This is a genomic window from Paenibacillus glucanolyticus NBRC 15330 (assembly GCF_004000885.1).
Taxonomy (GTDB): Bacteria; Bacillota; Bacilli; order Paenibacillales; family Paenibacillaceae; genus Paenibacillus_AQ; species Paenibacillus_AQ glucanolyticus.
On sequence record NZ_BIMC01000019.1, the window covers coordinates 1 to 24,779 of the forward strand.

At 48.4% G+C, this 24,779-nt stretch carries 24 protein-coding genes and 2 tRNA genes; 23 read left to right on the forward strand and 3 right to left on the reverse strand.

Annotated elements, in window-relative coordinates; genetic code table 11:
- Positions 1–46: 46 nt before the first annotated feature.
- From PGL02S_RS21990 to yajC, 10 genes are all read left to right on the forward strand, one after another.
- Positions 47–126, forward strand: a tRNA-Leu gene (locus PGL02S_RS21990).
- A gap of 8 nt (positions 127–134) precedes the next feature.
- A tRNA-Pro gene (locus tag PGL02S_RS21995) sits at positions 135–208 on the forward strand.
- Between the two features lie 147 nt (positions 209–355).
- On the forward strand, positions 356–1,069 hold the full coding sequence (locus PGL02S_RS22000) for a BofC C-terminal domain-containing protein (protein ID WP_036644846.1): 714 nt from the start codon (positions 356–358) through the stop codon (positions 1,067–1,069).
- Between the two features lie 213 nt (positions 1,070–1,282).
- Entirely contained in the window at positions 1,283–1,786 is a 504-nt protein-coding gene (ruvC, locus tag PGL02S_RS22005; protein WP_036644844.1) for a crossover junction endodeoxyribonuclease RuvC, read from the forward strand.
- Positions 1,783–2,400 carry a Holliday junction branch migration protein RuvA gene (gene ruvA, locus PGL02S_RS22010; protein WP_036644842.1) on the forward strand — a complete coding sequence of 206 codons (618 nt, stop codon included), beginning with the start codon at positions 1,783–1,785 and terminating at the stop codon, positions 2,398–2,400. The genes ruvC and ruvA overlap by 4 nt, the downstream gene beginning before the upstream one ends.
- A 34-nt stretch (positions 2,401–2,434) precedes the next feature.
- On the forward strand, positions 2,435–3,442 hold the full coding sequence (ruvB, locus tag PGL02S_RS22015; protein ID WP_006208833.1) for a Holliday junction branch migration DNA helicase RuvB: 1,008 nt from the start codon (positions 2,435–2,437) through the stop codon (positions 3,440–3,442).
- Between the two features lie 57 nt (positions 3,443–3,499).
- Positions 3,500–5,590 (forward strand): SpoIID/LytB domain-containing protein, encoded by a 2,091-nt coding sequence (locus tag PGL02S_RS22020; RefSeq protein ID WP_036644840.1) that lies wholly within the window; start codon positions 3,500–3,502, stop codon positions 5,588–5,590.
- Between the two features lie 5 nt (positions 5,591–5,595).
- Positions 5,596–6,627 (forward strand): tRNA preQ1(34) S-adenosylmethionine ribosyltransferase-isomerase QueA, encoded by a 1,032-nt coding sequence (gene queA / locus PGL02S_RS22025; RefSeq protein ID WP_006208835.1) that lies wholly within the window; start codon positions 5,596–5,598, stop codon positions 6,625–6,627.
- 21 nt (positions 6,628–6,648) lie between these two features.
- Positions 6,649–7,788, forward strand: coding sequence for a tRNA guanosine(34) transglycosylase Tgt (tgt, locus tag PGL02S_RS22030; RefSeq protein ID WP_006208836.1), 1,140 nt, complete (start codon positions 6,649–6,651; stop codon positions 7,786–7,788).
- Positions 7,789–7,836: 48 nt separating this feature from the next.
- The gene (gene yajC, locus PGL02S_RS22035) at positions 7,837–8,148 is read left to right on the forward strand and encodes a preprotein translocase subunit YajC (RefSeq protein ID WP_036644838.1); all 312 of its coding nucleotides are present in this window, start codon (positions 7,837–7,839) and stop codon (positions 8,146–8,148) included.
- 141 nt (positions 8,149–8,289) lie between these two features.
- Here yajC and PGL02S_RS22040 read toward each other — a convergent pair whose 3' ends face one another.
- A complete protein-coding gene (locus tag PGL02S_RS22040) occupies positions 8,290–8,679 on the reverse strand; it encodes a TIGR04086 family membrane protein (protein ID WP_006208838.1) in 390 nt (129 codons plus the stop codon).
- A gap of 195 nt (positions 8,680–8,874) precedes the next feature.
- Here PGL02S_RS22040 and PGL02S_RS22045 point away from each other — a divergent pair, with 195 nt between their 5' ends.
- A complete protein-coding gene (locus PGL02S_RS22045) occupies positions 8,875–9,672 on the forward strand; it encodes a DUF421 domain-containing protein (protein ID WP_006208839.1) in 798 nt (265 codons plus the stop codon).
- Here PGL02S_RS22045 and spoVB read toward each other — a convergent pair.
- The gene (gene spoVB / locus PGL02S_RS22050; protein ID WP_036644836.1) at positions 9,669–11,273 is read right to left on the reverse strand and encodes a stage V sporulation protein B; all 1,605 of its coding nucleotides are present in this window, start codon (positions 11,271–11,273) and stop codon (positions 9,669–9,671) included. The genes PGL02S_RS22045 and spoVB overlap by 4 nt on opposite strands.
- A 188-nt stretch (positions 11,274–11,461) precedes the next feature.
- Here spoVB and PGL02S_RS22055 point away from each other — a divergent pair, with 188 nt between their 5' ends.
- The 6 genes from PGL02S_RS22055 (at position 11,462) to PGL02S_RS22080 (ending at position 18,116) form a co-directional block, all read left to right on the forward strand.
- Positions 11,462–11,719, forward strand: coding sequence for a post-transcriptional regulator (locus PGL02S_RS22055; RefSeq protein WP_006208841.1), 258 nt, complete (start codon positions 11,462–11,464; stop codon positions 11,717–11,719).
- Between the two features lie 130 nt (positions 11,720–11,849).
- The gene (gene secD / locus PGL02S_RS22060; protein WP_006208842.1) at positions 11,850–13,100 is read left to right on the forward strand and encodes a protein translocase subunit SecD; all 1,251 of its coding nucleotides are present in this window, start codon (positions 11,850–11,852) and stop codon (positions 13,098–13,100) included.
- A complete protein-coding gene (gene secF, locus PGL02S_RS22065) occupies positions 13,090–14,007 on the forward strand; it encodes a protein translocase subunit SecF (protein WP_006208843.1) in 918 nt (305 codons plus the stop codon). Before secD ends, secF begins: the two co-directional genes overlap by 11 nt.
- A gap of 140 nt (positions 14,008–14,147) precedes the next feature.
- Positions 14,148–15,113, forward strand: coding sequence for a cation diffusion facilitator family transporter (locus PGL02S_RS22070; protein WP_006208844.1), 966 nt, complete (start codon positions 14,148–14,150; stop codon positions 15,111–15,113).
- Between the two features lie 58 nt (positions 15,114–15,171).
- The gene (gene recJ / locus PGL02S_RS22075; protein WP_036644833.1) at positions 15,172–17,574 is read left to right on the forward strand and encodes a single-stranded-DNA-specific exonuclease RecJ; all 2,403 of its coding nucleotides are present in this window, start codon (positions 15,172–15,174) and stop codon (positions 17,572–17,574) included.
- A 26-nt stretch (positions 17,575–17,600) separates the two neighbouring features.
- Positions 17,601–18,116: an adenine phosphoribosyltransferase gene (locus PGL02S_RS22080; RefSeq protein WP_006208846.1), complete on the forward strand. Its 516-nt coding sequence runs from the start codon at positions 17,601–17,603 to the stop codon at positions 18,114–18,116.
- A gap of 94 nt (positions 18,117–18,210) precedes the next feature.
- On the opposite strand, the gene uraA is transcribed toward PGL02S_RS22080, so the two are convergent.
- Positions 18,211–19,509, reverse strand: a complete 1,299-nt coding sequence (gene uraA, locus PGL02S_RS22085; protein ID WP_036644832.1) for a uracil permease — start codon at positions 19,507–19,509, stop codon at positions 18,211–18,213.
- Positions 19,510–19,811: 302 nt separating this feature from the next.
- Between uraA and PGL02S_RS22090 the strand changes: the two genes are divergently transcribed.
- The 6 genes from PGL02S_RS22090 to PGL02S_RS28550 all read left to right on the forward strand — a co-directional run bounded on the left by PGL02S_RS22090 (position 19,812) and on the right by PGL02S_RS28550 (position 24,556).
- Complete coding sequence (locus PGL02S_RS22090; protein WP_006208848.1) at positions 19,812–21,989, forward strand: RelA/SpoT family protein; 2,178 nt, start codon at positions 19,812–19,814, stop codon at positions 21,987–21,989.
- Positions 21,990–22,122: 133 nt separating this feature from the next.
- Entirely contained in the window at positions 22,123–22,566 is a 444-nt protein-coding gene (gene dtd / locus PGL02S_RS22095) for a D-aminoacyl-tRNA deacylase (RefSeq protein WP_006208849.1), read from the forward strand.
- Between the two features lie 52 nt (positions 22,567–22,618).
- Complete coding sequence (locus tag PGL02S_RS22100) at positions 22,619–22,837, forward strand: hypothetical protein (RefSeq protein ID WP_127502952.1); 219 nt, start codon at positions 22,619–22,621, stop codon at positions 22,835–22,837.
- 186 nt (positions 22,838–23,023) lie between these two features.
- Positions 23,024–23,530, forward strand: a complete 507-nt coding sequence (locus tag PGL02S_RS22105) for a type 1 glutamine amidotransferase domain-containing protein (RefSeq protein WP_036644831.1) — start codon at positions 23,024–23,026, stop codon at positions 23,528–23,530.
- 77 nt (positions 23,531–23,607) lie between these two features.
- Positions 23,608–24,057 (forward strand): hypothetical protein, encoded by a 450-nt coding sequence (locus PGL02S_RS22110; protein ID WP_006208852.1) that lies wholly within the window; start codon positions 23,608–23,610, stop codon positions 24,055–24,057.
- Between the two features lie 361 nt (positions 24,058–24,418).
- Complete coding sequence (locus tag PGL02S_RS28550; protein ID WP_167666160.1) at positions 24,419–24,556, forward strand: hypothetical protein; 138 nt, start codon at positions 24,419–24,421, stop codon at positions 24,554–24,556.
- Positions 24,557–24,779: the final 223 nt, after the last annotated feature.

Below are 24,779 nucleotides of genomic sequence, written 5' to 3' on the forward strand. Positions count from 1 at the left end.
CTTAAAAAAACTATTAAAATATTTGATTCATACGAAATTTCATTATGCCGGTGTGGCGGAATTGGCAGACGCGCGCGACTCAAAATCGTGAGGGAAACCGTGGGGGTTCGAGTCCCTTCACCGGCATTTATTAACGGGATGTAGCTCAGCTTGGTAGAGCACCTGGTTTGGGACCAGGGGGTCGCATGTTCAAATCGTGTCATCCCGATTCAAATAGAAAGACTGCTTTCAGATGATCTGAAAGCAGTCTTTCTTTGTTGCAGGTAGAAAATAATTCTAATTATAAATGCTCTGCTGAATAATTTGGCAGTGTCCCGGTCACAATATGAAAAACATTGAATAGAAGGGGATTACCTTGAGTGTTTTTCATTTTTTCAAGAAACTGTTCAGAAAACGCTGGAGACGCTGGAGACGCGCCATTTGGTCTTGTGCGATCGTTCTGATCGCAGGTGTCGTGATATGGTCCGGCCAGAATATAAAAGATCAGATGAAGAAGCTGCTCACGGCTACATCAGATGAAACACCACTGGCTGTGGAAACGATGCACTACCTGAAGATTGAAGACGACAAGCAGGAAGAGCGCATAGAGGATCAAAGGGAATTCATGCAGAAGTTGAATACGTCAAAGGGTAAGAAACATGTTCACGTTCGCATAACGTATGTGTGTGGCACCGAAGAACAAGATTTGGGACGGCTCACGGCAGACGGTATTTATGAATTGATGAATAAAAATCCTTTATGGCAGGGACGGTTGGATGATAAAGGCGAAGTCTGGCTGGAGCAAACCATTTCAGATCTTTCGCCAGCTTGTAAGAGACAAGCATATATTAGCGTCGATTCCAAAGGCAATTTAACGCTGTTTGATGGTCCGCCGGAAGAGGAGAAGGTCATGCGAACCTTTTTTCAGCTCGATGTCGGTTCGATGGAGTCTTCTTTGCCTAAGGATGTCATTAAGCAATTAGAAGACGGTATTCGTATTCAGGACATTGAAGAGTATAACAGTGTACTGTCAACCTTTAGCGACTACGCTCGGGATATGGCCGAGAATGTCATGAAGCCAAGCCCTTAAGTAGTTTCTGTTTTCGTATTTGCCGAATTAAGATAAAAAACTGCCCGAATCATTCGGGCAGTTTTTTGCGTTTCCGGGACAGCCGGAGAGAGCAAATATGAAAGTTATATTACGGCTAATCAAAGGTTTAAAGTTTTTCCTCAACTGAAGTCGATCTTTTGTTATAATGAGAGAACGATACATATGTTCGCTTCATCAGAGGAGAGATTGGTTTTGCGTATTTTAGGGATCGACCCGGGGATTGCGATTGTGGGTTTCGGGTTTGTAGATAAGGTTGGGAGCAAGGTGACTCCGGTGCAGTATGGCTGCATCCAGACGGAAGCCCATACACCGGATGAGGAGAGGCTGCTTCATGTATATGAAGGCATGCAGCAGCTTATTGATAAATACGAGCCTGAGGCTGTGGCATTTGAGAAATTGTTCTTTAACCGCAATGTAACGACGGCCATGTCGGTATCCCAAGCCAGAGGTGTTCTCATTCTTGCTGCCATCCAGCGGGGACTTCCGATTGCAGAGTATACACCGATGCAGGTGAAGCAGGCGATCGTCGGTTATGGCAAGGCAGAGAAGAAACAAGTTCAGGAGATGGTCAGGATGTTCCTGAAGCTGCAGAGCATCCCTAAACCTGACGATGTGGCAGATGCATTGGCGGTAGCGATTTGTCATGCGCATTCATATACACTTAATTCCATGTTAAATGAGGTATTGCGAAAATGATCGATTTTTTACGGGGACAGGTTGTCCACTTAGAAAGTGAATATATTGTACTGGATGTTCAGGGAGTCGGATACCGCGTGTTCTGCCCGAATCCGTATGCTTTTGCGAAAACCGAAGGGACAGTGACGGTGTATACACACCATCATGTGCGTGATGATGCGATCCTATTGTTTGGCTTCCCGTCAAGGGAGGAGCAAAAATTATTCCGTAAACTCATTGAGGTTTCGGGGATCGGACCGCGCGTGGCCCTTGGCATTTTGGGTGGGGGGTCTCCGGACCATGTTGTTTCAGCGATCTATCAGGAGAACGTATCCTTTCTCGTCAAACTGCCAGGAATCGGTAAGAAAACAGCGCAGCGCATGATTCTGGATCTTAAGGATAAACTCGAAGGATTCGGCAATGCGACGATGATGACAGGACTTTTTGCAATACAGGAACCGGAAGCGGAGAATGATGGTTCGGCATGGTCAGAGGCTCGCGAGGGATTGAAGGCTCTGGGTTACACGGATAGTGAACTGGACAAGGTCTGGCTCAAGATTAAGGATTCTGGGGCCAGCGGTGAATCCGTCGATGTGCTGATGAAACGGGCGCTGCAGCAGCTATTTGCCGGTTAGATAGAGAAATCGCTGCAGGAAAGGAGTTTTGTAGATGGACGATCGAATTATTTCCGCCAATCTGATGATGGACGAACAGGCTGTCGAGCTTAGTTTGCGTCCGCGTTATTTGGCTGAATATATAGGACAGAATCAGGTTAAGGAAAATCTCAAGGTATATATCGAAGCTGCAAAAATGCGCAACGAAGCGCTTGATCACGTGTTATTGTACGGTCCACCGGGGCTTGGCAAAACGACCCTGGCTAATATTATTGCCAATGAGCTTGGTGTTAATCTACGGACGACGTCCGGTCCGGCAATCGAACGACCGGGAGATTTGGCTGCACTTCTTACCAATCTGCAGGAAGGGGATGTCTTGTTTATTGATGAGATCCATCGCCTGCACCGGACGGTAGAGGAAGTGATGTATCCGGCCATGGAGGATTTTGCGCTGGATATTATGATTGGCAAAGGGCCAAGCGCACGCTCGGTGCGTCTGGATCTGCCGCCGTTCACGTTAATAGGCGCCACAACCAGGGCTGGGCTGCTCTCTGCGCCGCTTAGGGACCGTTTTGGAGTGGTTAGCCGGTTGGAATTCTATACGGTGGACGAGCTAAGTTACATCGTGTCACGCAATGCGGATCTCTTGGGGATCGAGATACTAGGTGATGCCGCTGACGAGATTGCCCTGAGATCGAGGGGGACGCCTCGTATCGCTAACCGGCTCTTGAAGCGTGTACGTGATTACGCCCAGGTTCGCGGCGATGGGATGATAACACCAGCCATTGCTCAAGAGGCTTTGAAGATGCTCCAGATTGACCCGATGGGTCTGGATTTTATCGATCATAAAATGCTTAATGCTATGATTCGAAGTTTCCGAGGCGGGCCAGTGGGTCTGGATACGATTGCGGCAACGATCGGAGAAGAGAGTCAAACGATTGAAGATGTGTATGAACCGTATCTCTTGCAGATTGGCTTTTTGCAGCGGACACCGCGAGGCAGGGTCGTTACTCCCACAGCATATCAACATTTAGGCATTCCTTTTCCGGAGGACCGCCGTTAGTTTATAGAGTCATGAAATTCATACTACATCCTAATAGCTACAGGAGGAAAGACGCAAATGGATAGGAACTGGACGAAATCATTATTCCGCTGGTCCGCAAAAGGATTCTTGGCACTGACAATTGCAGGAAGTGTATGGAGCGCACCAGCCGTGCATGCGGCTGCTCCTTCATTGGATACGATACGAGTCGCGATGTTTTTGGATCTGGGAAGTCAGTATAAGTCAACAACGAATGCAGTTACTCTGCAATCCATGGAAGCTTTAACGGCTTCAATGCTTGCTGCTGGCACTCTGGAAACACTCGTAAATATTCCTGCCAATCAGCAGGTTCGGATGAGTGTGGATACATACCGCGTCAAGGTGCTTGAGACAACGGATTGGAAAACAGCTTCAGAAGCAGCGAAGAAGCTGCAGGGCACGAGCGACAAACCGATGCTGTTTATTGATGGCAAGGTATATAAATTGTATGCCGGTATGTATGGAACCGAGAAATCAGCTATTGAAGCAGCAGCGAGAACAGCAAAGACTGCGGCTGCTCATCTGAACGGACAGACCCCTTCCGTCAAAGGCGGATTGCATCTGTCGGCTGGATCGTATGGCTCAGAAGCCCAGGCGGAGACGGTTCGTAAATCGTTTGCGGATGCAGGCATTGATGCATTCAACGTGCTGGTGCCGGCGGGAGGAGCTTCTACTTATGAGGTATGGGTAGGGGAAGCCGCGAACACATCGGATTTGGCAGCAATCAAACAGGAAGCGGGAAAAGTTTCTGCTGCACTTGTCGAACAGGATGCTAATACTTCAGGACTGATTCTGAGACGCGATGTCAGCCTGAACCTGGCAACCCCTCAAGAAACACAGCATTACATGTTGGCGGGCGCTCAGTCCACACTGCGCCTGGAAGGGAAGACAGGGGCTGCAACAAATGTGAAAGAGCGCACGGATCGTTCTTATCGAGGGACATTTGAGATCGGGCAAAAGAACGGCCAACTCTATCTTGTGAATGAATTGCCGTTCCAGCAGTACCTGTATTCCGTTGTCGGCGCCGAAGTGCCGTCTTCCTGGGGAGCAGAGGCTCTGAAAGCTCAAGCCGTTGCAGCGCGCAGTTATGCTCTATTCCAAGGCAGCAAGTTTGAAGTAGCACATGTGGTGGATACAACATTAAGCCAAGCCTATTATGGAACAGCCTATGAGTATGTCAGCATTATTCAGGCTGTAGATGCCACTGAAGGCGAAGTTGTTTTGAAGGACGGCAAGCTCGTGGAAACCGTATTTTCCTCCAACAGCGGGGGGATGACGGCGGACTCCACTGAGGTATGGGGAAACCGGAACGATCTGTTTACAGCAGTGGAAAGCCCAGGGGATTCTTCGTCCCAAGCTGCGCTCAAGTCATGGTATCATGTGCTCCTTCCGAGCGGGGTTACCGGTTATGTCCGTGAGGACAATGCAAAAGAAACCGGCAATAAAACCTCGGCAGGGCTTCTGTACATGACCGTCACTTCCAAGGATACGAATGTGCGGCAATTGCCGTTAATCCAATCGAACGTTGAGCCTGTGGGCAAGATGAATCCGGGAGACACTGCCGTTATTCTTGAAAAGGTGGCGGAGTCCAACAGTTATGATTGGGTTCGCGGTCCTTATACTTCAGACGAATTGCTGGCCTCTCTAAAAGGAAAAACAACTAACAGCCTGCCAGCCTCTATTTCTTCATTGGATGTAACGGAGCGAGGCCCATCCGGGCGTGCCCTTACGATTAAAGCTAATGGACAAGTGCTGGACGTCAAATATCCGGATATGTTCCGCTCTGCTTTCAACGGTCTGCCAAGCACGCTGTTTGATATTGAATCGACCGGAAGTTATACTGTATTGAGCGCGAATGGTGCGGTATCAACGGTTTCAAGCGGTCAAACGGTATCGGTCATCTCTGGAAGCGGAAACGGAAATGTTAGAGGCTCCGGGACCGTTGTGATGAATGGAACAGGGAAAGCACGTGTAATCGAGAACTCTTCCGGCTTCAAATTTACCGGCAAAGGCTTCGGTCATGGACTCGGCATGTCGCAGTGGGGTGCCAAAGGAATGGCCGATGAAGGGTATGATTATAAGCAGATACTCCAACACTATTACCGCAACACGATTATTACGAAGGACTGACCGACATGAATGTAGATTTGTATGATTTTGAATTACCCGAACAATTGATTGCGCAGACACCGCTGCTTGATCGAAGTTCGTCAAGACTTCTCACCCTTAACAAAGAGAGCGGGCAAATCAATCATCAAACGTTCGCAGATATCATAGACAGCCTGAATGCGGGAGACACGCTTGTATTAAATGATACGAAGGTGATTCCTGCACGATTGTTCGGCGAAAAGGAAGATACCGGTGCCAAGGCAGAGGTCCTTCTGCTGAAGAGTATGGGGCAAGACCGATGGGAAGCACTGGTGAAACCCGGCAAGAAGTTGAAAAAGGGAAATGTGATTTCCTTTGGTGATGGCAAATTAAAAGCGGTTATTGAGGAGGAAGGAGAGATGGGTGCGCGCACCCTTTCCTTCTCTTATAAAGGGATTTTTCAGGAGATTCTGGATGAGCTGGGTCAAATGCCGCTCCCGCCTTATATTAAAGAGAAGTTGGATGACCGGGATCGTTATCAGACCGTATACGCGAAGCACGAAGGATCCGCAGCTGCACCGACAGCAGGCCTTCACTTCACAGAGGCACTCCTGGAACAGATCCGTGCCAAGGGGGTGGACATCGCCTTCATCACCCTGCATGTGGGACTGGGAACATTCCGTCCGATGTCCGTGGATGTGGTCGAGGATCATGTCATGCATGAAGAGTATTATTCTCTCTCTCAGGAGACGGCAGATCTGCTTAATGAAACGAAGCGGCGCGGCGGCCGGGTCATAGCTGTTGGAACGACCTCATGCCGAACGCTGGAAACGGTAGGCTCACAGATGAACGGCGAGCCTCTCCGGGAGAGCAGCGGCTGGACAAGTATTTTTATCTATCCCGGGTATTCGTTTACGGTCGTGGATGCACTGATCACGAATTTCCATCTTCCCAAATCCACGCTGGTTATGCTGGTCAGTGCGCTGGCTGGACGTGAACACATTATGAAAGCGTACAAGGAAGCAGTTGAAGACAAGTACCGCTTCTTCAGCTTTGGCGACGCTATGTTTATCTATTAACTTCGGAGGTTGGTAATCACAATGGCAGCAGCTGTTACGTATGAACATATTAAAACGTGCAAACAATCAGGCGCTAGGCTTGGCAGGGTGCACACTCCTCACGGTGTGATCGATACACCGACTTTTATGCCGGTCGGAACATTGGCAACCGTAAAAACCATGAGCCCGGAAGAACTCAAAGCCATGGATGCTCACATTATTTTGAGTAATACCTATCATCTCTTTCTTCGTCCCGGGCATGACATCGTCAAGGAAGCAGGCGGACTTCACAAATTCATGAACTGGGACCGGCCGATCTTGACCGACAGCGGCGGCTTTCAGGTATTCAGCTTGGCAGAAATGAGGAAAATAACGGAGGAAGGCGTACATTTCCGTTCCCATCTGAACGGTGATAAACTGTTCATCTCTCCCGAGGTTGCCATGGAGATTCAGAACGCGCTGGGATCTGATATTATGATGGCCTTTGATGAATGCCCGCCTTATCCTGCGGAGTACGAATATGTGAAACAATCCACTGAGCGTACTTCCCGCTGGGCTGAACGCTGCCTTAAGAGTCATGCCAGACCGGAAGATCAAGCCCTGTTCGCGATCGTCCAGGGAGGCATGCATGAGGATCTGCGCCGCCAGAGCGCCCGGGATTTGACTTCCATGGATTTCCCGGGTTATGCTATTGGTGGACTTAGTGTGGGAGAATCGAAGCAGCTGATGTATGAAGTGCTGGATCACACGGTACCCCTGCTGCCGAACAATAAGCCTCGCTATTTGATGGGAGTCGGATCACCCGATGCGTTGATTGAGGGCTCGATTCGTGGTGTGGATATGTTCGATTGCGTGCTTCCGACTCGGATTGCCCGCAACGGGACAACGATGACAAGTCAAGGCCGTCTTGTCGTTCGAAATGCTCAATATGCCAGGGATTACGGACCGCTGGATCCGGAATGCGACTGCTACACTTGCCGTAACTACTCGCGTGCTTATTTGCGTCATCTGATCAAGAGCGATGAAACGTTCGGAATGAGATTGACGACGTATCATAATCTGCATTTCCTGCTCAATTTGATGCGGGGCGTACGCCAGAGTATTATGGAAGACCGTCTGCTTGATTTCCGCGATGAGTTTTTTGATAAGTACGGCCTACATGATAATAAAAAAGGGTTTTAAATTAAAATCATGGCCATCATGATAAGTTTTATGAAAGGGGGGAAAGATATGATAGAAACTTTTGATTTAGCAGCAGCGGCGAATGGCGGCAGTGGCAACATATTAGGTCTGATCTTGCCATTCGTATTGATGTTTGTTATCTTCTATTTCCTGCTTATTCGTCCACAGCAGAAGAAACAGAAGACTAGAAACGCAATGCTTAGCGCCTTGTCCAAAGGCGACAAAGTGGTAACAATTGGAGGACTTCACGGCACGATCGTGGAGATTACCGACGATATTGTGGTCTTGAAAGTGAACGATGTAACGAAGTTGACGTTCGACCGCAACTCGATCAGCCACAGTGTAAGCACGGATGCATAATCACGTCTCACCTACATATGGGATGTAATCGTGAAGATATGACAGCCATAACAAAGGCCGGTTCCTGATGGAATCGGCCTTTGTTTTTTTTGTGAGTAAAAGTGTAGCAATGGACTGTTCATGGAAGATTTAGGAAGTGTGTTATTTCTTCAAATTGACCCCGAACATTCCCCCGATTGCGCCAGCAGCAAAAACCATGGCAATCAGTGTCAAGTCTCCAAGAGACAAGGAGCTATCCAGGGCAAGAAAGCCAATGACGAGCAGTGTAACGCCGTATAACAGCCCTGTGAGGCAGCCGTAATACCAGCCTTTGTTTCCTGCTCGCTTCCCGCTTACACATCCACCGATAAACGCTGCGATAGCATGTACGAGAAACGTATAAAAGGATAAGTCGTCTTCAGCCAGCCCGCTGCTCCATAGCAGCAGTGATAAAGCCAGTGCACCCAGAAACATCCAGAAAAAAGAATACAAAAGACCTGAAAGAATCGGATTGGAGATCCTAAAGGTAAATACTCGTCGGATTGGTTCCATGAATCGTCCCCCTTAACTAATCTTGATTATTAAACATTGTATGGCCAAGCCTGTACATATAGTACAAACTGAACATTTTGCAACCGGTTTTGCATGATTACCATTAATTAAGCAATTGTAATCGAATGGGAAGAGGTGCAGCAGGCCAGAATAGCTGTACATGAGAATGTTCGACAAGCTAGGGAGGGATTGTTTATGTCTCATATGACTATTCTGATTCTGCGGACCATTCTGATGTATGTGGTCATTTTTGTCACCATGCGAATCATGGGCAAAAGGGAAATCGGAAAGCTGTCCATCTTCGATTTGGTCATATCCATCATGATCGCTGAAATTGCCGTTTTTGTACTGGAAGATGTCAATAAACCGATTTGGGAAGGGCTTGCTCCTATCGCCGTTCTGGTGGGCATTCAGGTAGGGCTTGCTTACATTGGCTTGAAGAATCGAAAGATACGCCTGTTTGCAGACGGAAGGCCAAGCGTATTGGTGTCCCGTGGCAAGCTGCACCGCAAAGAGATGACAAAATTGCGCTATAATCTGGATGATTTGATGCAGCAGCTAAGAGGCAAAGACATCGACAGCCTGGCGGATGTGGAGTTTGCGATTCTCGAAACTTCCGGCCAGCTCACCGTCATTCCAAAGGATGCTGACAGCAGTTCGAATAGCTCCAACAGCAGCAGCCACTCTTCAAGTTCATCAGAGACCCCGAGTTCCGCAAATTCTTCCGGTTCTTCTTCATCCAAATCCACATCCAAGGAAGTAGATCCAACCGTCGTCGATATTCCATACCACAAAATTACGTACGAAGGGCTTCCCATTCCGCTTATACTGGATGGAAAGGTACAGGACGAAAATCTGGAATTAATTGAAAAAACACGATTCTGGCTTAAAAACGAGATTCAAAATCATGGTGCCAAAGATTTTAAAGATATATTTTTGTGCTCGATTGACCATAAAGGACGTATTTACATTGACCGCAAGAATCGGGATTAACGGCGGCTCAATCGGCTGAACCAGGAACCAACGACGGGAACACGCTCCAGGTCACGAGGAGTGACCAGCCTGGTCATAAAAATAACGATCAAATAGACCATGACTCCAACCGTCGCAGAGGCCAGGAATTGCAGCCACGGTAAGGATGCAAACGGAAGATGTTTATAGCCATACAGAACACAGGCGCCCATAATGATCATAACGGCTCCGATTTTCACATAATCAAGCAGGCGGAACCGAAAGCCGATCAGTCTCGACAGGCTAAATCCATGCAGCAAAGTGACAGCGATGCTGTTTACGATGATGGCGATCACGGCACCCTTGATGCCGAAGGCCGGATTGGATGCCAAATAAACGATGAGGCTCATTTTGATGATAGCTCCGACCAGAGTATTCAATAGAGCACGACCTGGTCGGTCGAGTACCTGCAGTGCAGCTTGCAGGGGGGACTGCACGTACAAAAACAAAGCGAAGGGCGCCATGATTTTGAGCATATCGCTAATCTCGCTATTGTCGTATAACAGCAGACATAGCGGCTCGGCCAAAACAAACATGAGGATAGCAAAGGGAGCGCCTGAGACAAGGGCAAGCCGAAGGGATTGGTTCATCCGTTTGTGTATGGTAGCCCGATCATTACGCGCGGCTGCTTCTGAGAGTGAAGGAACAAGGGAAATGGCGAGAGAGACGGTCAGGGCACCGGGCAATAGCAGAAGCGGGATAATCATGCCCTGGAGAGCTCCATACTGGGCGGTAGCTACGGATGTCGCAATACCTGCCATGGCCAGACTGCGATTCGTCAGAATGGTCTCCAGCAAGTAAGAGAAGGAGCCAACCATTTTACCGCCGGTGACGGGTAAAGCGATACCGAATAAACGTTTCAGGATGCCTTTATTGGTGGGGGGCGTTTCCTTCACAATCGGTGCCGTGATTGCCTCTTGTGGTGATCTCGGCATCAGTTTGTTGGTTCTGCGTCCCTCACCAGAATATTGCAGCAGCAGTGCAATCATCCCGATCAGCTCTCCGACAGCTGTGCCGAGCATGGCTCCTGCCGCGCCGTATGCGATACCTTTGGGCATCAACAGATGGGCAAACCACAGCATGCAAATAATTCGGACAATCGTCTCGATCACAGAGGAGCTTGCGGAGGGAATCATGTTTTGTTTTCCTTGGAAGTATCCTCGATACACGGACGAAACGGCAATGATGATCAGCATGGGTGTCATGCTGATGAAGGTTTGATATACACGCTCGTCCGGCAAAAGAACACCGGTTACCCAAGGAGCAAGCAGCAGACTGAGTCCTGTAAAGAGGGTACCTGCTATCAGGGTCAGCATAAGGCTTACATGAAGAATCTGCTTGGAGGCATCCTGCTTCCCGGCTCCTTCGGCTTCAGCAACCATTTTGGCAATGGCCAGCGGAATTCCGCCCGTAATGATAGTTACGAGCACGATAAAGAAGGGATACCCCAACTGGTAAATGCCGACACCCTCGGGTCCAATGATCCGGGGGAGGGCGATACGGGGAATAAACCCGAGTAGGCGGTTTAATATGCCGGCTGCAAGTAAGATCAGCGTTCCTTTAATAAATGATTGCTTGTTCACTGTCCATCCCACTCCCTGGTTAAGACTGAATACGATGACACAACATGGCTATTCTTATGGATATGCCCTACCTGTCCCATCTGATGACTTTACTTTTTTTTCAGGACATGGTAGGAATAGAAGGAAAGCAAAGTAGGATGTCGAATGTATTTTAGGGACAACAGGGAGTCAGTGAGGAGGCCATATGCATGGAACTCGAGCAAATGAGCGAGGAAGAATTGATGAGCACCATTGAGATGGTATGCTTGAGCAAAGTTGAAGAAATGCATCTGATCGGGTACGAATATGTGACCAGCGATGATATTTGGAACTGTGTCAGCAGCAAGTATGAGAAGGAAGGCGTCCCATCCCTCCACAAACTGGTCAACGACATTCTGTCCTTGAAGGCAACAGCATTAATGAACTATATGACAATATCAGCATATAAGGGATCTTCTTTCGATTAATCGGAGAGGTCCCTTTTGCCTTGCGGAATAAGGGTTCATCCATAAGCCCGACAAATTTTGATAAATTGACTGGGTTTTATGACATCGCTATAATAGGAATATTGAGTAAAAAGGGGGAACAAGGGACGGCATGAAGAGAATTATCAGTTTCGTTGGAACCGTGCTCGTGATCACTATTTTAATGGCCGTTACAACTCCAGGCTTGTTGAAAGAGGTCCGTCTTGGTTTGGATCTAAAGGGTGGATTTGAAATCCTTTATGAAGCCGAGCCATTAATGGAAGGTCAGCAAGTCACAAAAGAAGCACTGCAGGAAACAGCGAAGAGCTTGCAAAAGCGCGCTGATGCGATGGGAACGTCAGAGCCGGAGGTTACGCCGGAAGGGACAAACCGGATTCGCCTGAAAGTGGCGGGCGTAACGGATGAGGCCGAAGTTCGAAAAACAATGAAAGAACCTGCAAACCTCACATTCCGAAGCAATGACGGCTGTAAAGAAGGCGAGGAGTTTTGTAAAATAGAGCTCCGCGGCGACGATTTTGTCGAGAATGGCGCATCGGTTGCCTATGACACGCTTAATCAGCCTATGATAGATATTAAAGTGAAGGACAAAGGGAAGTTCGCTGAAATTACAGAACGTCTTCTTGGTCAAGAGCTCGCTATCTTCATGGATGACCAACTTCTGTCGGCTCCGACGGTACGAGCTGTATTGACAGACGGCACTGCGCAAATTACAGGGAATTACTCCCTAGATGAAGCAAAACAGATCCGGGATACGATTAATCTCGGTGCTTTGCCACTGAAACTGGTAGAGAAATACTCCCAGAGCGTAGGGGCAACACTCGGTATGCAGTCTCTTACTAAAACGCTGCAAGCAGGTCTTATAGCGTCTGCTGCGATTCTGTTATTCATGATCATTAGATATCGTGTACCAGGTTTGCTTGCAAGTTTTGCACTCATTTTGCATACATGGCTGCTGATTCTTATTTTCGTATGGGCTGACTTTACCTTGACGCTTCCAGGTATCGCGGCATTCATACTTGGTATTGGTATGGCCGTTGATGCCAACATCATTACCTATGAACGTATTCGGGAAGAGATCAAGACAGGTAAGAGTGTGCCATCCGCAGTGAAATCGGGCGGTAAGTCGTCCCTGCGGGCAATTATGGACTCTAACTTGACAACGATTCTTGTTGCCGCTGTGATGTTCGGGTTTGGTACCGGTGCGGTTAAAGGTTTTGCGCTCGTATTGATCTTGGAGATTATCGTAAGTATTGCCACGAACGTTTATTTCTCCCGTTTCTTGCTCAATCTGCTTGTGAATATTGGTTGGGCCCGCAAACCGAGCCATTATGGCGTAAAGGAGCGTGACATTCGTGAGCTTTAAGAAATACGATTTCGTAAGCAAAAGCAGATTTTTCTATATACTATCCATAGCTATTACGATTCTGGGGTTGGTATTTCTCCTGACTCGAGGGCTTAACTACGGGGTTGACTTCCAATCAGGCTCCAACGTGGATATCTCACTCTCCAAACCGTTGACAACGGAGCAGATTGAATCCGTGCTAGCAGAAGCAGGGATCGGTGAAGATGCAAGTGTTACGCCGGGTAATGATCGTGTGAACATCCGGTTCAGCCAGGTACTCACCGAGGATCAGGATTTGAAGCTGAGATCCGGCATCGAGAAGCTGGATGACACGGCAACATTCGAGATCAATACGGTTGACCCCGAGATGGCCAAGGAGCTTGGACGGAACGCAATATATGCCGTACTTCTCTCATGTATCGGGATTATCATCTATGTCAGCATTCGCTTTGAATGGCGGTTTGCGATTGCAGCGATTGTAGCGCTCCTGCATGATGCATTTGTGGTTATCAGTATTTTCTCGATTCTCGGGTTGGAAGTGGATTTAACGTTCATCATTGCCGTTCTGACAATCATCGGTTATTCGATTAACGATACGATTGTTATCTTTGACCGGATACGGGAAAACTTAAGGTTTGCCAAGATTAAAAGATCATCGGATCTAAAAGATCTCGTAAACAAAAGTTTGCACCAGACGCTCGGTCGTTCGATTTATACGGCTTTGTCCGTATTCATCGCTGCGTTCTTCATGCTCTTGCTTGGCGGTGAGTCGATTCAGATGTTCTCGCTGGCGATTTGTATCGGTTTGGCTTTCGGTGCGTATTCTTCGATCTTTATTGCGAGTCCGTTGTGGCTTGTGCTTAAAAAACGTAATGTCAGCAATAAACCGAATGCACCTAAACCAAACAAAGATAAAATTGAAATTTAATCCAATGGGCTGATGGCGTTGCAATCTAGACAGCAGAGATCCTATACAAGTGAAAGCCGCGTCGTAGGCGACGCGGCTTTCTAAAGTTAACAGCATGATCATGTGCAGGATTGACTGGACACGATTGAGGGGGGCCTCAAGTGAACAATGAACGATTGAATCATACCGAAACTATCGTCTGGACAGGGATTGTAACTGATTTTGCATTGGCATTGTGCAAAGGCATTGTCGGTTATTTATCCGGCAGCAAGGCTCTAATCGGAGATGCTATGCACTCTGCGGCGAACGCAGTAACTTTATTGGTGAACCGGATGCCAAGCACAGGAATCTTTGGCTATAAGAGTTCCATTCGGAGCAAACGGGATGCACCTGAAACGGCGGAGCCAGTAATTTCGATCTTGTTTGCCGTATTGTTTATTATGGGCGGCATCCAAATTGCTATTTCAGCCATTCAGCACATGGCATCAGGCAACCTCCAGCCGCCAACCAAAGGCGCAATAATTGCAGTCCTTGTCTCACTGGCAGTAAATGAAGCCGTATTTCAGTACCAATACCGGCAGATCAAAAGAAACAATGATCCAAGGCACGCGATGCTGTCCGCTGACCACCGATTCGCACTATATTCTTCTCTTACGGTCTTGGTCGGGGTGTCTCTTTCCATGGGAGGCTTTTATTTCGAATGGGCTCCGCTGGTATACATGGACTCGATTGCAGCTCTTATTGTGTCTTGTCTCGTAGTGAGAAAAGGGTATATACTGATCGTTCATTCCGTTTATGGAACGCTTTTAGAAGAGAAGCGACATGAGCATGAAGCGGAGTTTATGGATACGATTCAGCGTGTGCACGGTGTCATAACGGTCACGGAACTGAAAGTTCAGGAATACGGACAGTTTCGCCATGTGAACATCGAGGTGAAAATCACCGTGAATCCGCGTACTTCCGTATTGGAGGCACAGGAAATTGCCGAGCGGATCCGAAAGCTTTTAACCCATCGCTTCATTCAGGTTACGGATGCCAAGATTGCCGTAGTTCCCTATGAACCGGGTTATCCGTATAAATCGAATTATGACTTGATGGACAATGATATGCCGACACTGACGCAGTAACGGATGAGTTACAGGCTAAGACAGCAGGAAAAAGGCAGGAAAAGGAAGGTGAGTCCCTGTGCTGTATTCCAAATACGAATGGCGAATACACCCGGCAGAGTCATCAATCACCGATAGGCTGGCTCAGGACCTGTCGTTGTCGCCCATTGTGGCTTCACTTATGGCTTCGCGGGGGATACAATCGGCCGAGGATGGACACAGATTTCTACATGGTACACTTGAGCTGACGCATGACCCTTCTCTCATGCAGGGAATGCAAGAGGCAGTACCGCGAATACGCAAAGCGCTGGAGGATCGTGAGCATATTCTGATCTATGGCGATTACGATGCAGATGGAGTATCCAGCACATCGTTGATGATTCATCTGATGCGTCATTTGGGCGCATCCTATGATATTTATATACCTCATCGTTCCAATGAAGGTTATGGTTTACATAATCATGCACTGGATTGGGCCCATCAACAAGGGGTCAGTTTGGTGATTACCGTAGATACGGGAATTAGTGCAGTCGAGCAAATTGCGTACGCGAACAGCTTGGGCATCGACGTGATTGTCACAGACCATCATGAGCCGCCTGAGACGCTGCCTGAGGCTTATGCACTGATCAACCCGAAGCTTCCCACATGTCCTTATCCTTTTAAGGGTTTGGCGGGCGTAGGCGTGGCGTACAAGCTGGCTCAGGCTCTTGTGGGGGAGCCGCCTGAGGAATGGCTCCAGATCGTTTCCATCGGGACGATAGCTGATTTGATGCCACTCACTGGAGAGAATAGGGTGCTGGTGAAGCACGGAATTGAATCGATGCGGAACACTCGTTATGAAGGCATTCGATGTTTGCTCGAGGTATCGGGGGTTCACGTGGAGCAGGTAACCGCAGTAAACGTGGCTTTTTCTATGGCACCACGAATTAATGCCAGCGGCCGCCTCGATCATGCAGGTCGTGCGGTTACGCTCCTCACAACAGAGCACAGGGAAGAAGCGGAGCGTTTAGCCTGGGAGCTGGATGGACTGAACAAGGAACGGCAGCAAGTGGTTGAGACCATTGTTGAGGAAGCCCTTGGAATGGTGCAGACCCGCTGGGGAGGGCGGGAGATTCCTCCCGTCATCGTGCTGGCCGGTGAAGGCTGGAATGTTGGTGTTGTTGGAATTGTGGCTTCCAAAATATTGGAGCGATTCTACAGACCTGTTGTCATACTCGGGATTGACCCCGATACGGGGAATTGCAAAGGCTCTGCCCGTTCGATTCCAGGATTCGATATCTATGCGGCTTTACACTCCTGTCGGGACGTGATGGACCATTTTGGCGGTCATCATTCTGCTGCCGGCATGAGCCTCCAGCGGGACCGCTTGGAAGAGTTTGAACGGGGACTTCATGTGTATGCAGAAGAAGCACTTGATGCAGAGCATCTCATTGCCGTATGTGATGCAGACCTCGAAGCCAGCATGTCGGAGATATCTGTGCCTGTTTTGGAGCAAATCGAACAGTTAGGACCGTTTGGGATGGCGAATGCTGTACCAAAGATTGTCTTTCGTGATGTTGTCATTAAGGATGTTCGGAAAATCGGCAAGGAAGGAAAACACCTGAAGCTTCGTATCCAGCAGAAGCGGGAAGTGATGGATGCCATCTCATTTGGATGGGGGCATCTTGCCGATATTTTGCCCGTAGGTACTATCGTGGACGTGTTGGGAGAGCTCTCCGTGAATGAATGGAACGGCAGCCGCAAGGTGCAGCTGATGATTCAGGACATTCGCGCCTCCTATCAGCAGGTATTTGATTATCGGGGAATCCAAGAGCCTTTGAAAGAAATTCAGAGGTGGAGAGCGGATCTGGAACCGCATCTCCGTTGTCCGGCTGCCCGTTCGGCAGTGGTATACGCAAAAGATTCACACCCGGAAATAAAAACCCAATTGTATGATATGTGCCTTTGGGTATATGATAGGAATGCTGGCGTCTTGCCGGATAATGAAATTGCTGAGAACCACAATCAAGAAGACATTTCCGTTTTGTTCGTACTGGACGTACCGGAGACGGCTGAACAGCTGGATGGGTTCATGTCAGCCTTCCATTCCGTTCCCAATATATTCATGTTACATCCGACCCGGAGTCAGCGTGAACGATTGCTAATTCCGGACCGGGAACAGTTTAAAAAGCTGTACGTTTCACTCGCTGGAATGACGTCCAGTCCCATGCCGGAGAACGAGGTTGTTGCGCGTCTGCAGCAGCAGGCTTCCTTGTCTCCACGCATGTTAGTCAAAGTGCTGGACGTGTTTGAAGAATTGGCGTTCATTCAGCGTGTCGAGGGACAAATTACTTTTATACCGAAGCCGGAGAAAAAACCGCTGGATGCTTCCCGTCACTTCAGGGAATTAAGCGATTTGGCGGATATGGAGCAGCATCTGCTTCATGCCGGTACCGAACAATTAACCCAGTGGATGATGTCCCGCACAAAAGGTGTATCTTAGCCGCAACCATACAGGAGGAGATTATTTTGGATTTTAAAGATTATATTCGTGTCATTCCCGATTTTCCGCAGGCGGGGATCAGCTTCAAAGATATTACCACACTGCTGAAGAACGGTGAGGCATATCGCAAATCCATCGAAGAATTGAAGGTCATGGTGTCCGATCTTAAGATCGATGTGATAGCTGGTCCCGAAGCTCGCGGATTTGTCGTGGGTGCACCGCTGGCGTATGCCCTTGGAGTCGGATTCGCTCCCATTCGCAAAAGCGGAAAGCTTCCATACGAAACGATTGAAGTGGGATATGACCTCGAGTATGGAAAAGATCGCTTGGCGATGCATACCGATGCCATCGAGAAGGGGCAAAATGTTCTGATTGCGGATGATCTCCTTGCAACTGGCGGGACCATTGCAACTTCAATTAACCTCATCCGTCAATTGGGCGGCAATGTGGTTGGAGCTGCCTTCATGATCGAACTTGCCGATTTGAATGGCCGTTCGAAGCTGGATGGAATCGATGTATTTACACTCATGAAATACGAGTAAACGACAAAGATCTTCCTGATTTTCCCGGGAAATATTAACGCCCTGAGCTATAAGCTCAGGGCGTTTTTTGATTTGAGATCCAGTTATGATGAAATCAATCTGGTGTTTTCTCCACGATCGGTCCATCATTTTTTTCATTGGAGAGACCGGTAATTTCGAATACTTTAAAGAGCAGAGCCATAACGACACCTACGATGGTTGCCAATGCCATACCCTTCAGTTCGACGGTATTGATCTTCAAAGTTACGCCGCTAATTCCTGTTACCAACACCAGTGTAGCCAGAATCATGTTGCTTGCTTTGGAGAAATCGACCTTTTGCTCAACGAAGATTCGAAGACCGGAAGCTGCAATAACTCCGAACAGCAACAGGGATACGCCGCCCATTACGGGTGTAGGAATGTTCGCTACAACGGCAGAGAACGTTCCGGAGAAGGAGAGTATGATCGCAATAACGGCTGCTCCGGCAATCACGAATATTGAGTATACCTTTGTAAGCGCCATGACACCAATATTTTCACCGTAGGTGGTATTCGGTGTTGAGCCTACAAACCCGGACAGGATAGTGGATATACCGTTGCCAAGCAGTGAACGATGAAGGCCGGGATCTTTAGAGAGGTCTTTGCCCACAATATTGCTGGTTACGAGCAAGTGGCCAATATGCTCAACGATAACAACGATCGCAACCGGAATGATGGTCCAGATCGCTCCGTTATCGAACACCGGTGTGGTCAGCTGCGGTGCTGACAAGAAGGTTGCATTCGCAATTTTCTCTGTGTCTACCACTCCAAGAACGAAGGAGAGTGCATACCCGACTACGATTCCGATCAGGATGTGAATGATTTTGGAGAAGCCGCGGAACAGGATGGAACCGAATACCGTGACGCCGAGCGTAACGAGCGAGATGGTAATGATTTTAGGATCAATGGCCTGTCCCTCTTCCGGCAAAAAGCCGGCCATGCCAGCAGCAACAGGAACAAGCTCAAGTCCGATCATCGCGATAATGGCACCCATAACCGCAGGCGGAAATACGAAGTCGATCCATTTGGTTCCTGCATATTTAACGATGAGAGCCACAAGACAGAAGATGATCCCCGTGACGATGAAGGCTCCCAATGCTTTGCCATAGTTGGCTTCCGGGTCACCGGCCAGTACGATCAGAACCGGCGAGATAAACGCAAAGCTGGAGCCGAGGTAGGCCGGGATTTTTCCTTTACATAAGAAAATGTAGAGCAGTGTACCAATACCGTTCATCAGCAGGATCATGCCAGGGTCCACGCCGAATATGTTCGGTACAAGCACCGTGCTTCCGAACATGGCAAACAAATGCTGCAGACTCAGAAGGAAGCCTGGACCAAACGGAAGTTTCTCATCTACTTGAATTTCACGTTGCAAACCATTTCACTCCTCTATAGGACTTTAAATATAGGACCGTTCGCGTACGATCTTTAATAGATTAAATACAATCGTTCGTTTTTTCAACAATAATTTTTATAGTTCGTCAAAATATCCAATTCATGTCAAGTTTTGATGTCTCCGCGCCGGAAACGGGCATACTATAAGTGTCAGGATGCTGCACATGTTGACGTATAACGCCACAAGCGTCATAATGATAGGAAAACAATCACGAGGGAACCTGCACGTTTTGACAAGGGCGGGTTCCATTTTATATAGAAAGGGAAGAGAAGGACTCCAAAATGGGCATAGAGCGATTACTCGAAAAGGCCAGCGCCTATATAAAAGAACCCGATCTTCTCCGCATTGAGGAAGCGTATGTATTTGCGGAGCAAGCCCACCACGGACAAGTGCGGAAATCGGGAGAACCTTATATTCTTCATCCGCTTGCGGTTGCAGACATCGTGGTGAACATGCAGGTGGACACGTTGTCTATTATTGCTGCACTGCTTCATGATGTCGTTGAGGATACAACTGTATCACTTGAGCAGATTCGCGAGCGCTTCGGGGATACGTGTGCAATGCTGGTGGATGGGTTGACTAAATTAGAACGTATCCAATTCCGGTCCAAGGAAGAGCAGCAAAACGAAAATTATCGTAAAATGTTTATCGCGATGGCACGGGATATCCGGGTGATCGTGATTAAGCTGGCGGACCGTCTTCATAATATGCGCACTCTTAAGTACCAGTCCGAGGAAAGCCAGCGTCGCATTTCCTATGAAACACTAGAGATCTTCTGCCCGATTGCCCATCGTCTCGGTATTTCCGCGATCAAGTGGGAAATGGAGGACATCGCGCTTCGTTACTTGAATCCGCAGCAGTATTACCGCATTGCGAATTTAATGCACAAGAAGCGGGCTGAACGGGAGCAGTACATCGACAACGTCATTGTCTGTATCCGGGAGAAGCTGGATGAAATGGGTATTCAAGCCGATCTGTCCGGCAGACCCAAGCATATCTACAGCGTGTTTAAGAAAATGACCGTAAAGAACAAGCAATTCAACGAAATCTACGATCTCCTTGCAATCCGCATTATTGTGGACAACATCAAGGATTGTTATGCTACGCTCGGCATCATTCATACTCTCTGGAAGCCGATGCCTGGCCGCTTCAAAGATTATATCGCCATGCCAAAAACAAATATGTATCAATCCCTCCACACGACCGTGGTTGGACCGAACGGGGAGCCGACAGAGGTTCAAATCCGCACCTGGGAGATGCATCGTACGGCAGAGTTCGGTATCGCGGCACACTGGGCCTACAAGGAAGGCTCAGGAGGCAACGGAGGCAGCTTCGACAACAAGATGACGTTCTTCCGTGAAATATTAGAGCTGCAGCATGAAACGAAGGATGCCTCAGAGTTTGTAGAATCTTTGAAAATGGACTTTTTCTCTGATTTGGTTTTTGTATTTACACCCAAAGGCGAAGTCATCGAGCTGCCTTCAGGCTCCGTACCGCTTGATTTTGCTTACCGGATTCATACGGAAGTAGGAAACCGCACCATCGGTGCCAAGGTTAACGGAAGGATCGTTCCGCTGGACTATCAGCTTAAGACCGGCGATATCGTGGAAATTTTGACCTCGAAGCATTCGTACGGCCCGAGTCAAGACTGGTTGAAGATTGCCCAATCCTCTCACGCCCGCAGCAAAATCAAGCAGTGGTTCAAGAAAGAGAAGCGGGAAGAGAACGTGGAGAAGGGACGCGAGATGCTGGAGCGCGAGATCAAGCGTCTGGGTCTTGAGGTATCCGAATGGATGACCGATGATAAATTAATGGAAGCGGCCAAGAAGTTTGCTTTTAATGACATTGAGGATATGTTGTCGGCCGTTGGCTTTGGGGGTATCACCGCCGCACAAATATGCACCAAAGTGACCGAGAAGCTCCGCAAGGAGCAGGAGGAAGCGAATCAGCTTGAATTGACTTCTGAGATGAAGGAGATCAAGCCGGCAGAGAAACGCAGCCGTCCGACCAACGGGGTACGGGTGAGGGGCATAGACAATCTGCTTGTGCGATTTGCGAGATGCTGTAATCCTGTCCCGGGAGACGACATTGTCGGTTATGTTACCCGGGGACGCGGGGTATCGGTTCACCGATCGGACTGTCCGAACCTGCCAACTACGGATGAAGGCGAAGATGCCGCACGTGTGATTGAGGTTGAATGGGAATCGACCATTGAGGCTAATTACAGCGTCGATATCGAAGTGACCGGTCACGATCGTAACGGATTGCTGAACGAGGTCCTCCAGGCCGTGTCAGAGAGCAAGACGAATATATCTGCCGTAACCGGTCGATCCGACAAGAATAAGATGGCGATGATCCACATGACGATTTTAATACGCAATACGGATCACCTCCAATCCGTTGTGGAACGGATCAAGCGGGTAAAGGATGTATATACCGTTCATCGAATCATGCAGTGATTGGAATGTTGGCATGGTCGTTCTGTTAAGGGGGCCCGGGCCTCATGACAGCACGGATTATTATATGAATGCGGTCTGTTATCCTGCGGGAGACAGGCCGTTTTATTATATGGAGATAAGGAGATATTCCGATATGAAAGTTGTTATTCAACGATGCAAGCATGCACAAGTGACGGTCGACAATGAAGTTGTTGGCAAGATTGGAGCCGGCTTGATGGTGCTTGTGGGTGTGACCCACGGCGATGAAGAGAAGGATGCCAAATATCTTGCCGACAAGGTGGCAGGGCTGCGGATTTTTGAGGATGAGGACGGAAAGATGAATTTCAGTGTTCAGGACGTTGGCGGAGCCATTCTCTCTGTCTCCCAATTCACTCTATATGGCGATACCCGGAAGGGAAAACGACCAAACTTTATGGCTGCGGCAAAGCCGGATGAAGCCAATGCCTTGTACGAGTTCTTTAATCGTGAGCTCTCGGCGAAGGGATTGCAGGTTGAGACAGGGGTGTTCGGAGCGATGATGGATGTGTCGCTGACCAATTGGGGACCCGTCACGCTGATTATCGACAGCAAGTCATAAATCTAGAATCGCATATGCAAATGCATGATATCAGAGAGATGGGGCATCCTGTGTGAGTAATCGCAGGTCCATTATTCTCTTTGGAAAAGGAGTCATGCTGCCTATGCGTCAATCCCCCAAATTCTCGATATGGAGCAGTTTGCCTGTGTTGGTCGGTTCAGGAGACATAAGGGAAGCAGCCAGCATGGAACGCATGGTTGCTGTTTCAGAGGAACCGGCACAGGAAAGAAACATTAAGGGAAATATTCGGAAACAGCTGCCGAGATCCTAGAATATAGCCGCAGTGAATAAGGATGATATTGCATTGATAAGCAGAGCCTGGGTGAGATAAACTCGGGCTTTTTCTGTTCCCTTCTAAAAAGGCACCCCCTTACCCGCTTCAATAATTCCACTGTTATAAAAAAGACATTACAGGGTAATAACAAATCGAGGACAATCATGAAGGGAGATATGCCAGATGAGTAAAATTGCATTTCTACTAGCTGACCAATTCGAAGATTCCGAGATGAAGACTCCTTATGATGCCGTGAAGGAAGCGGGACATCAAGCAGATATCATTGGATTGAAACAAGGACAAGAGGTAAAGGGCAAACAGGGCAAGGCCTCCTATACAACGGATAAGGCCATTGACGACGTCAATATAAACGATTATGATGCGGTGGTTATTCCAGGTGGATCTTCTCCGGAAAATTTACGTCTGGATTCCCATATATTGCAGTTCGTCACATCAGCGGACAAGTCAGGCAAACCGATTGCTTCGATATGCCATGGGCCGCAAATTCTCGCAAGTGCCGATCTGCTGAAGGGACGCACCATCACTTCCTATCCTCCGCTTCAGGACGATATGGTGAACGCTGGCGCAACCTTTAAGGATGAAGAAGTGGTCGTAGATCGAAACTTCATTACTTCCCGAACGCCGAAAGACGAGCCAGCCTTCGTGCGTGAGCTGCTAAAGGCACTGTAACGGAAAAATAGCTGTATGGGTTGTCTATGTTATACCGCTCTTTCAAACAAGTTGGTTGATAAAAAGGAGGAATGGACATGTCTAGACAAATTCAAGCCTATTTCAGAACGGAAGACGACGCCGAGGGCGCAAGGACGACACTGTTGACCTACGGCACCGAGCAGCTTGAGGTAGGACAGCTGCAGGATTCGGTTCGAGGGGGAGGGAATATTCTTGTCCCGCTCGTGCCTTGGGGTAATTCAGGCACAGGCGGAGCAACTGCGGGTGCCACGACGATGGGTGCACCCGGCGGAGTAGTAGGCGCTCCAGGCGTCATTGTGGGCTCGCGGGAAGCAAGCCGCGACCGGGCAGAGGATCGGCCTGACAGCGATGATATGAACGGAGACGGCTGGCGCGAGGCGGATGTGACGGACCGCGACTATGATGATCTGAGATACGTATTGTCCGTTAAAGTAAGGGACGAGGATTACGATCAGATTGTGCATGATCTGCGGGCAAATAACGCTTACGTGGAGCGTTTTGACTAAATAATAAAGGATAGCCTGGCATTGCAGTCCTATTGGATGATAATGATTGCAGCAAGCGAAGAAGGCATATCCCATTAACGTAAAGGGGCTGTTCCGTCATTGGAGCAGCCCCTTTGAAGCCGTTTAAATAAAAGCGCTTTCTCGCTTGTAATATAACTGTAATGTTTGTTCAATGTTCCTTTAATATTCGCTGTTTATAATAACAGCATGACCCCCTTTTTTATATAATATATGTTTTGGACCTACAACAGTGGTTTGTAGGTTTTTTTCTTTTTTCGGGTAAATTCTACAAAGTTTCTTGACTTTAGTGCGGCGGTTCATTAGAATCTAAAAATATAATGTTTTGGGTATACTATATTTTATGAATAACAGATTTCATGACGGGAACAAGTACTCCATCCCCACAAGACCAGAGAAGAATCCCCTGGCTGTAAGGATTCGCTTGATGAGTGGACGAATGACCTCCCCGAGAACAGACGGCGAAGCAAGCACCGGTTAACCGGTGGGATAGACAGTAGCCGAACTGCGCGGCCGGGCGTTAAACGGATGAAGCGGATGCTTGAACACGCCCTAACGCGTGTCATATCCGGAATGTGGGTGGTACCACGGGTGATATCGTCATGAACATCTCTCGTCCCTGTTGTCTTAGGACAGCGGGGCGGGAGATTTTTTGGTTTTATAACACAGATCAAGGCATGGACATGTTCAGTCGTGAAGATGTC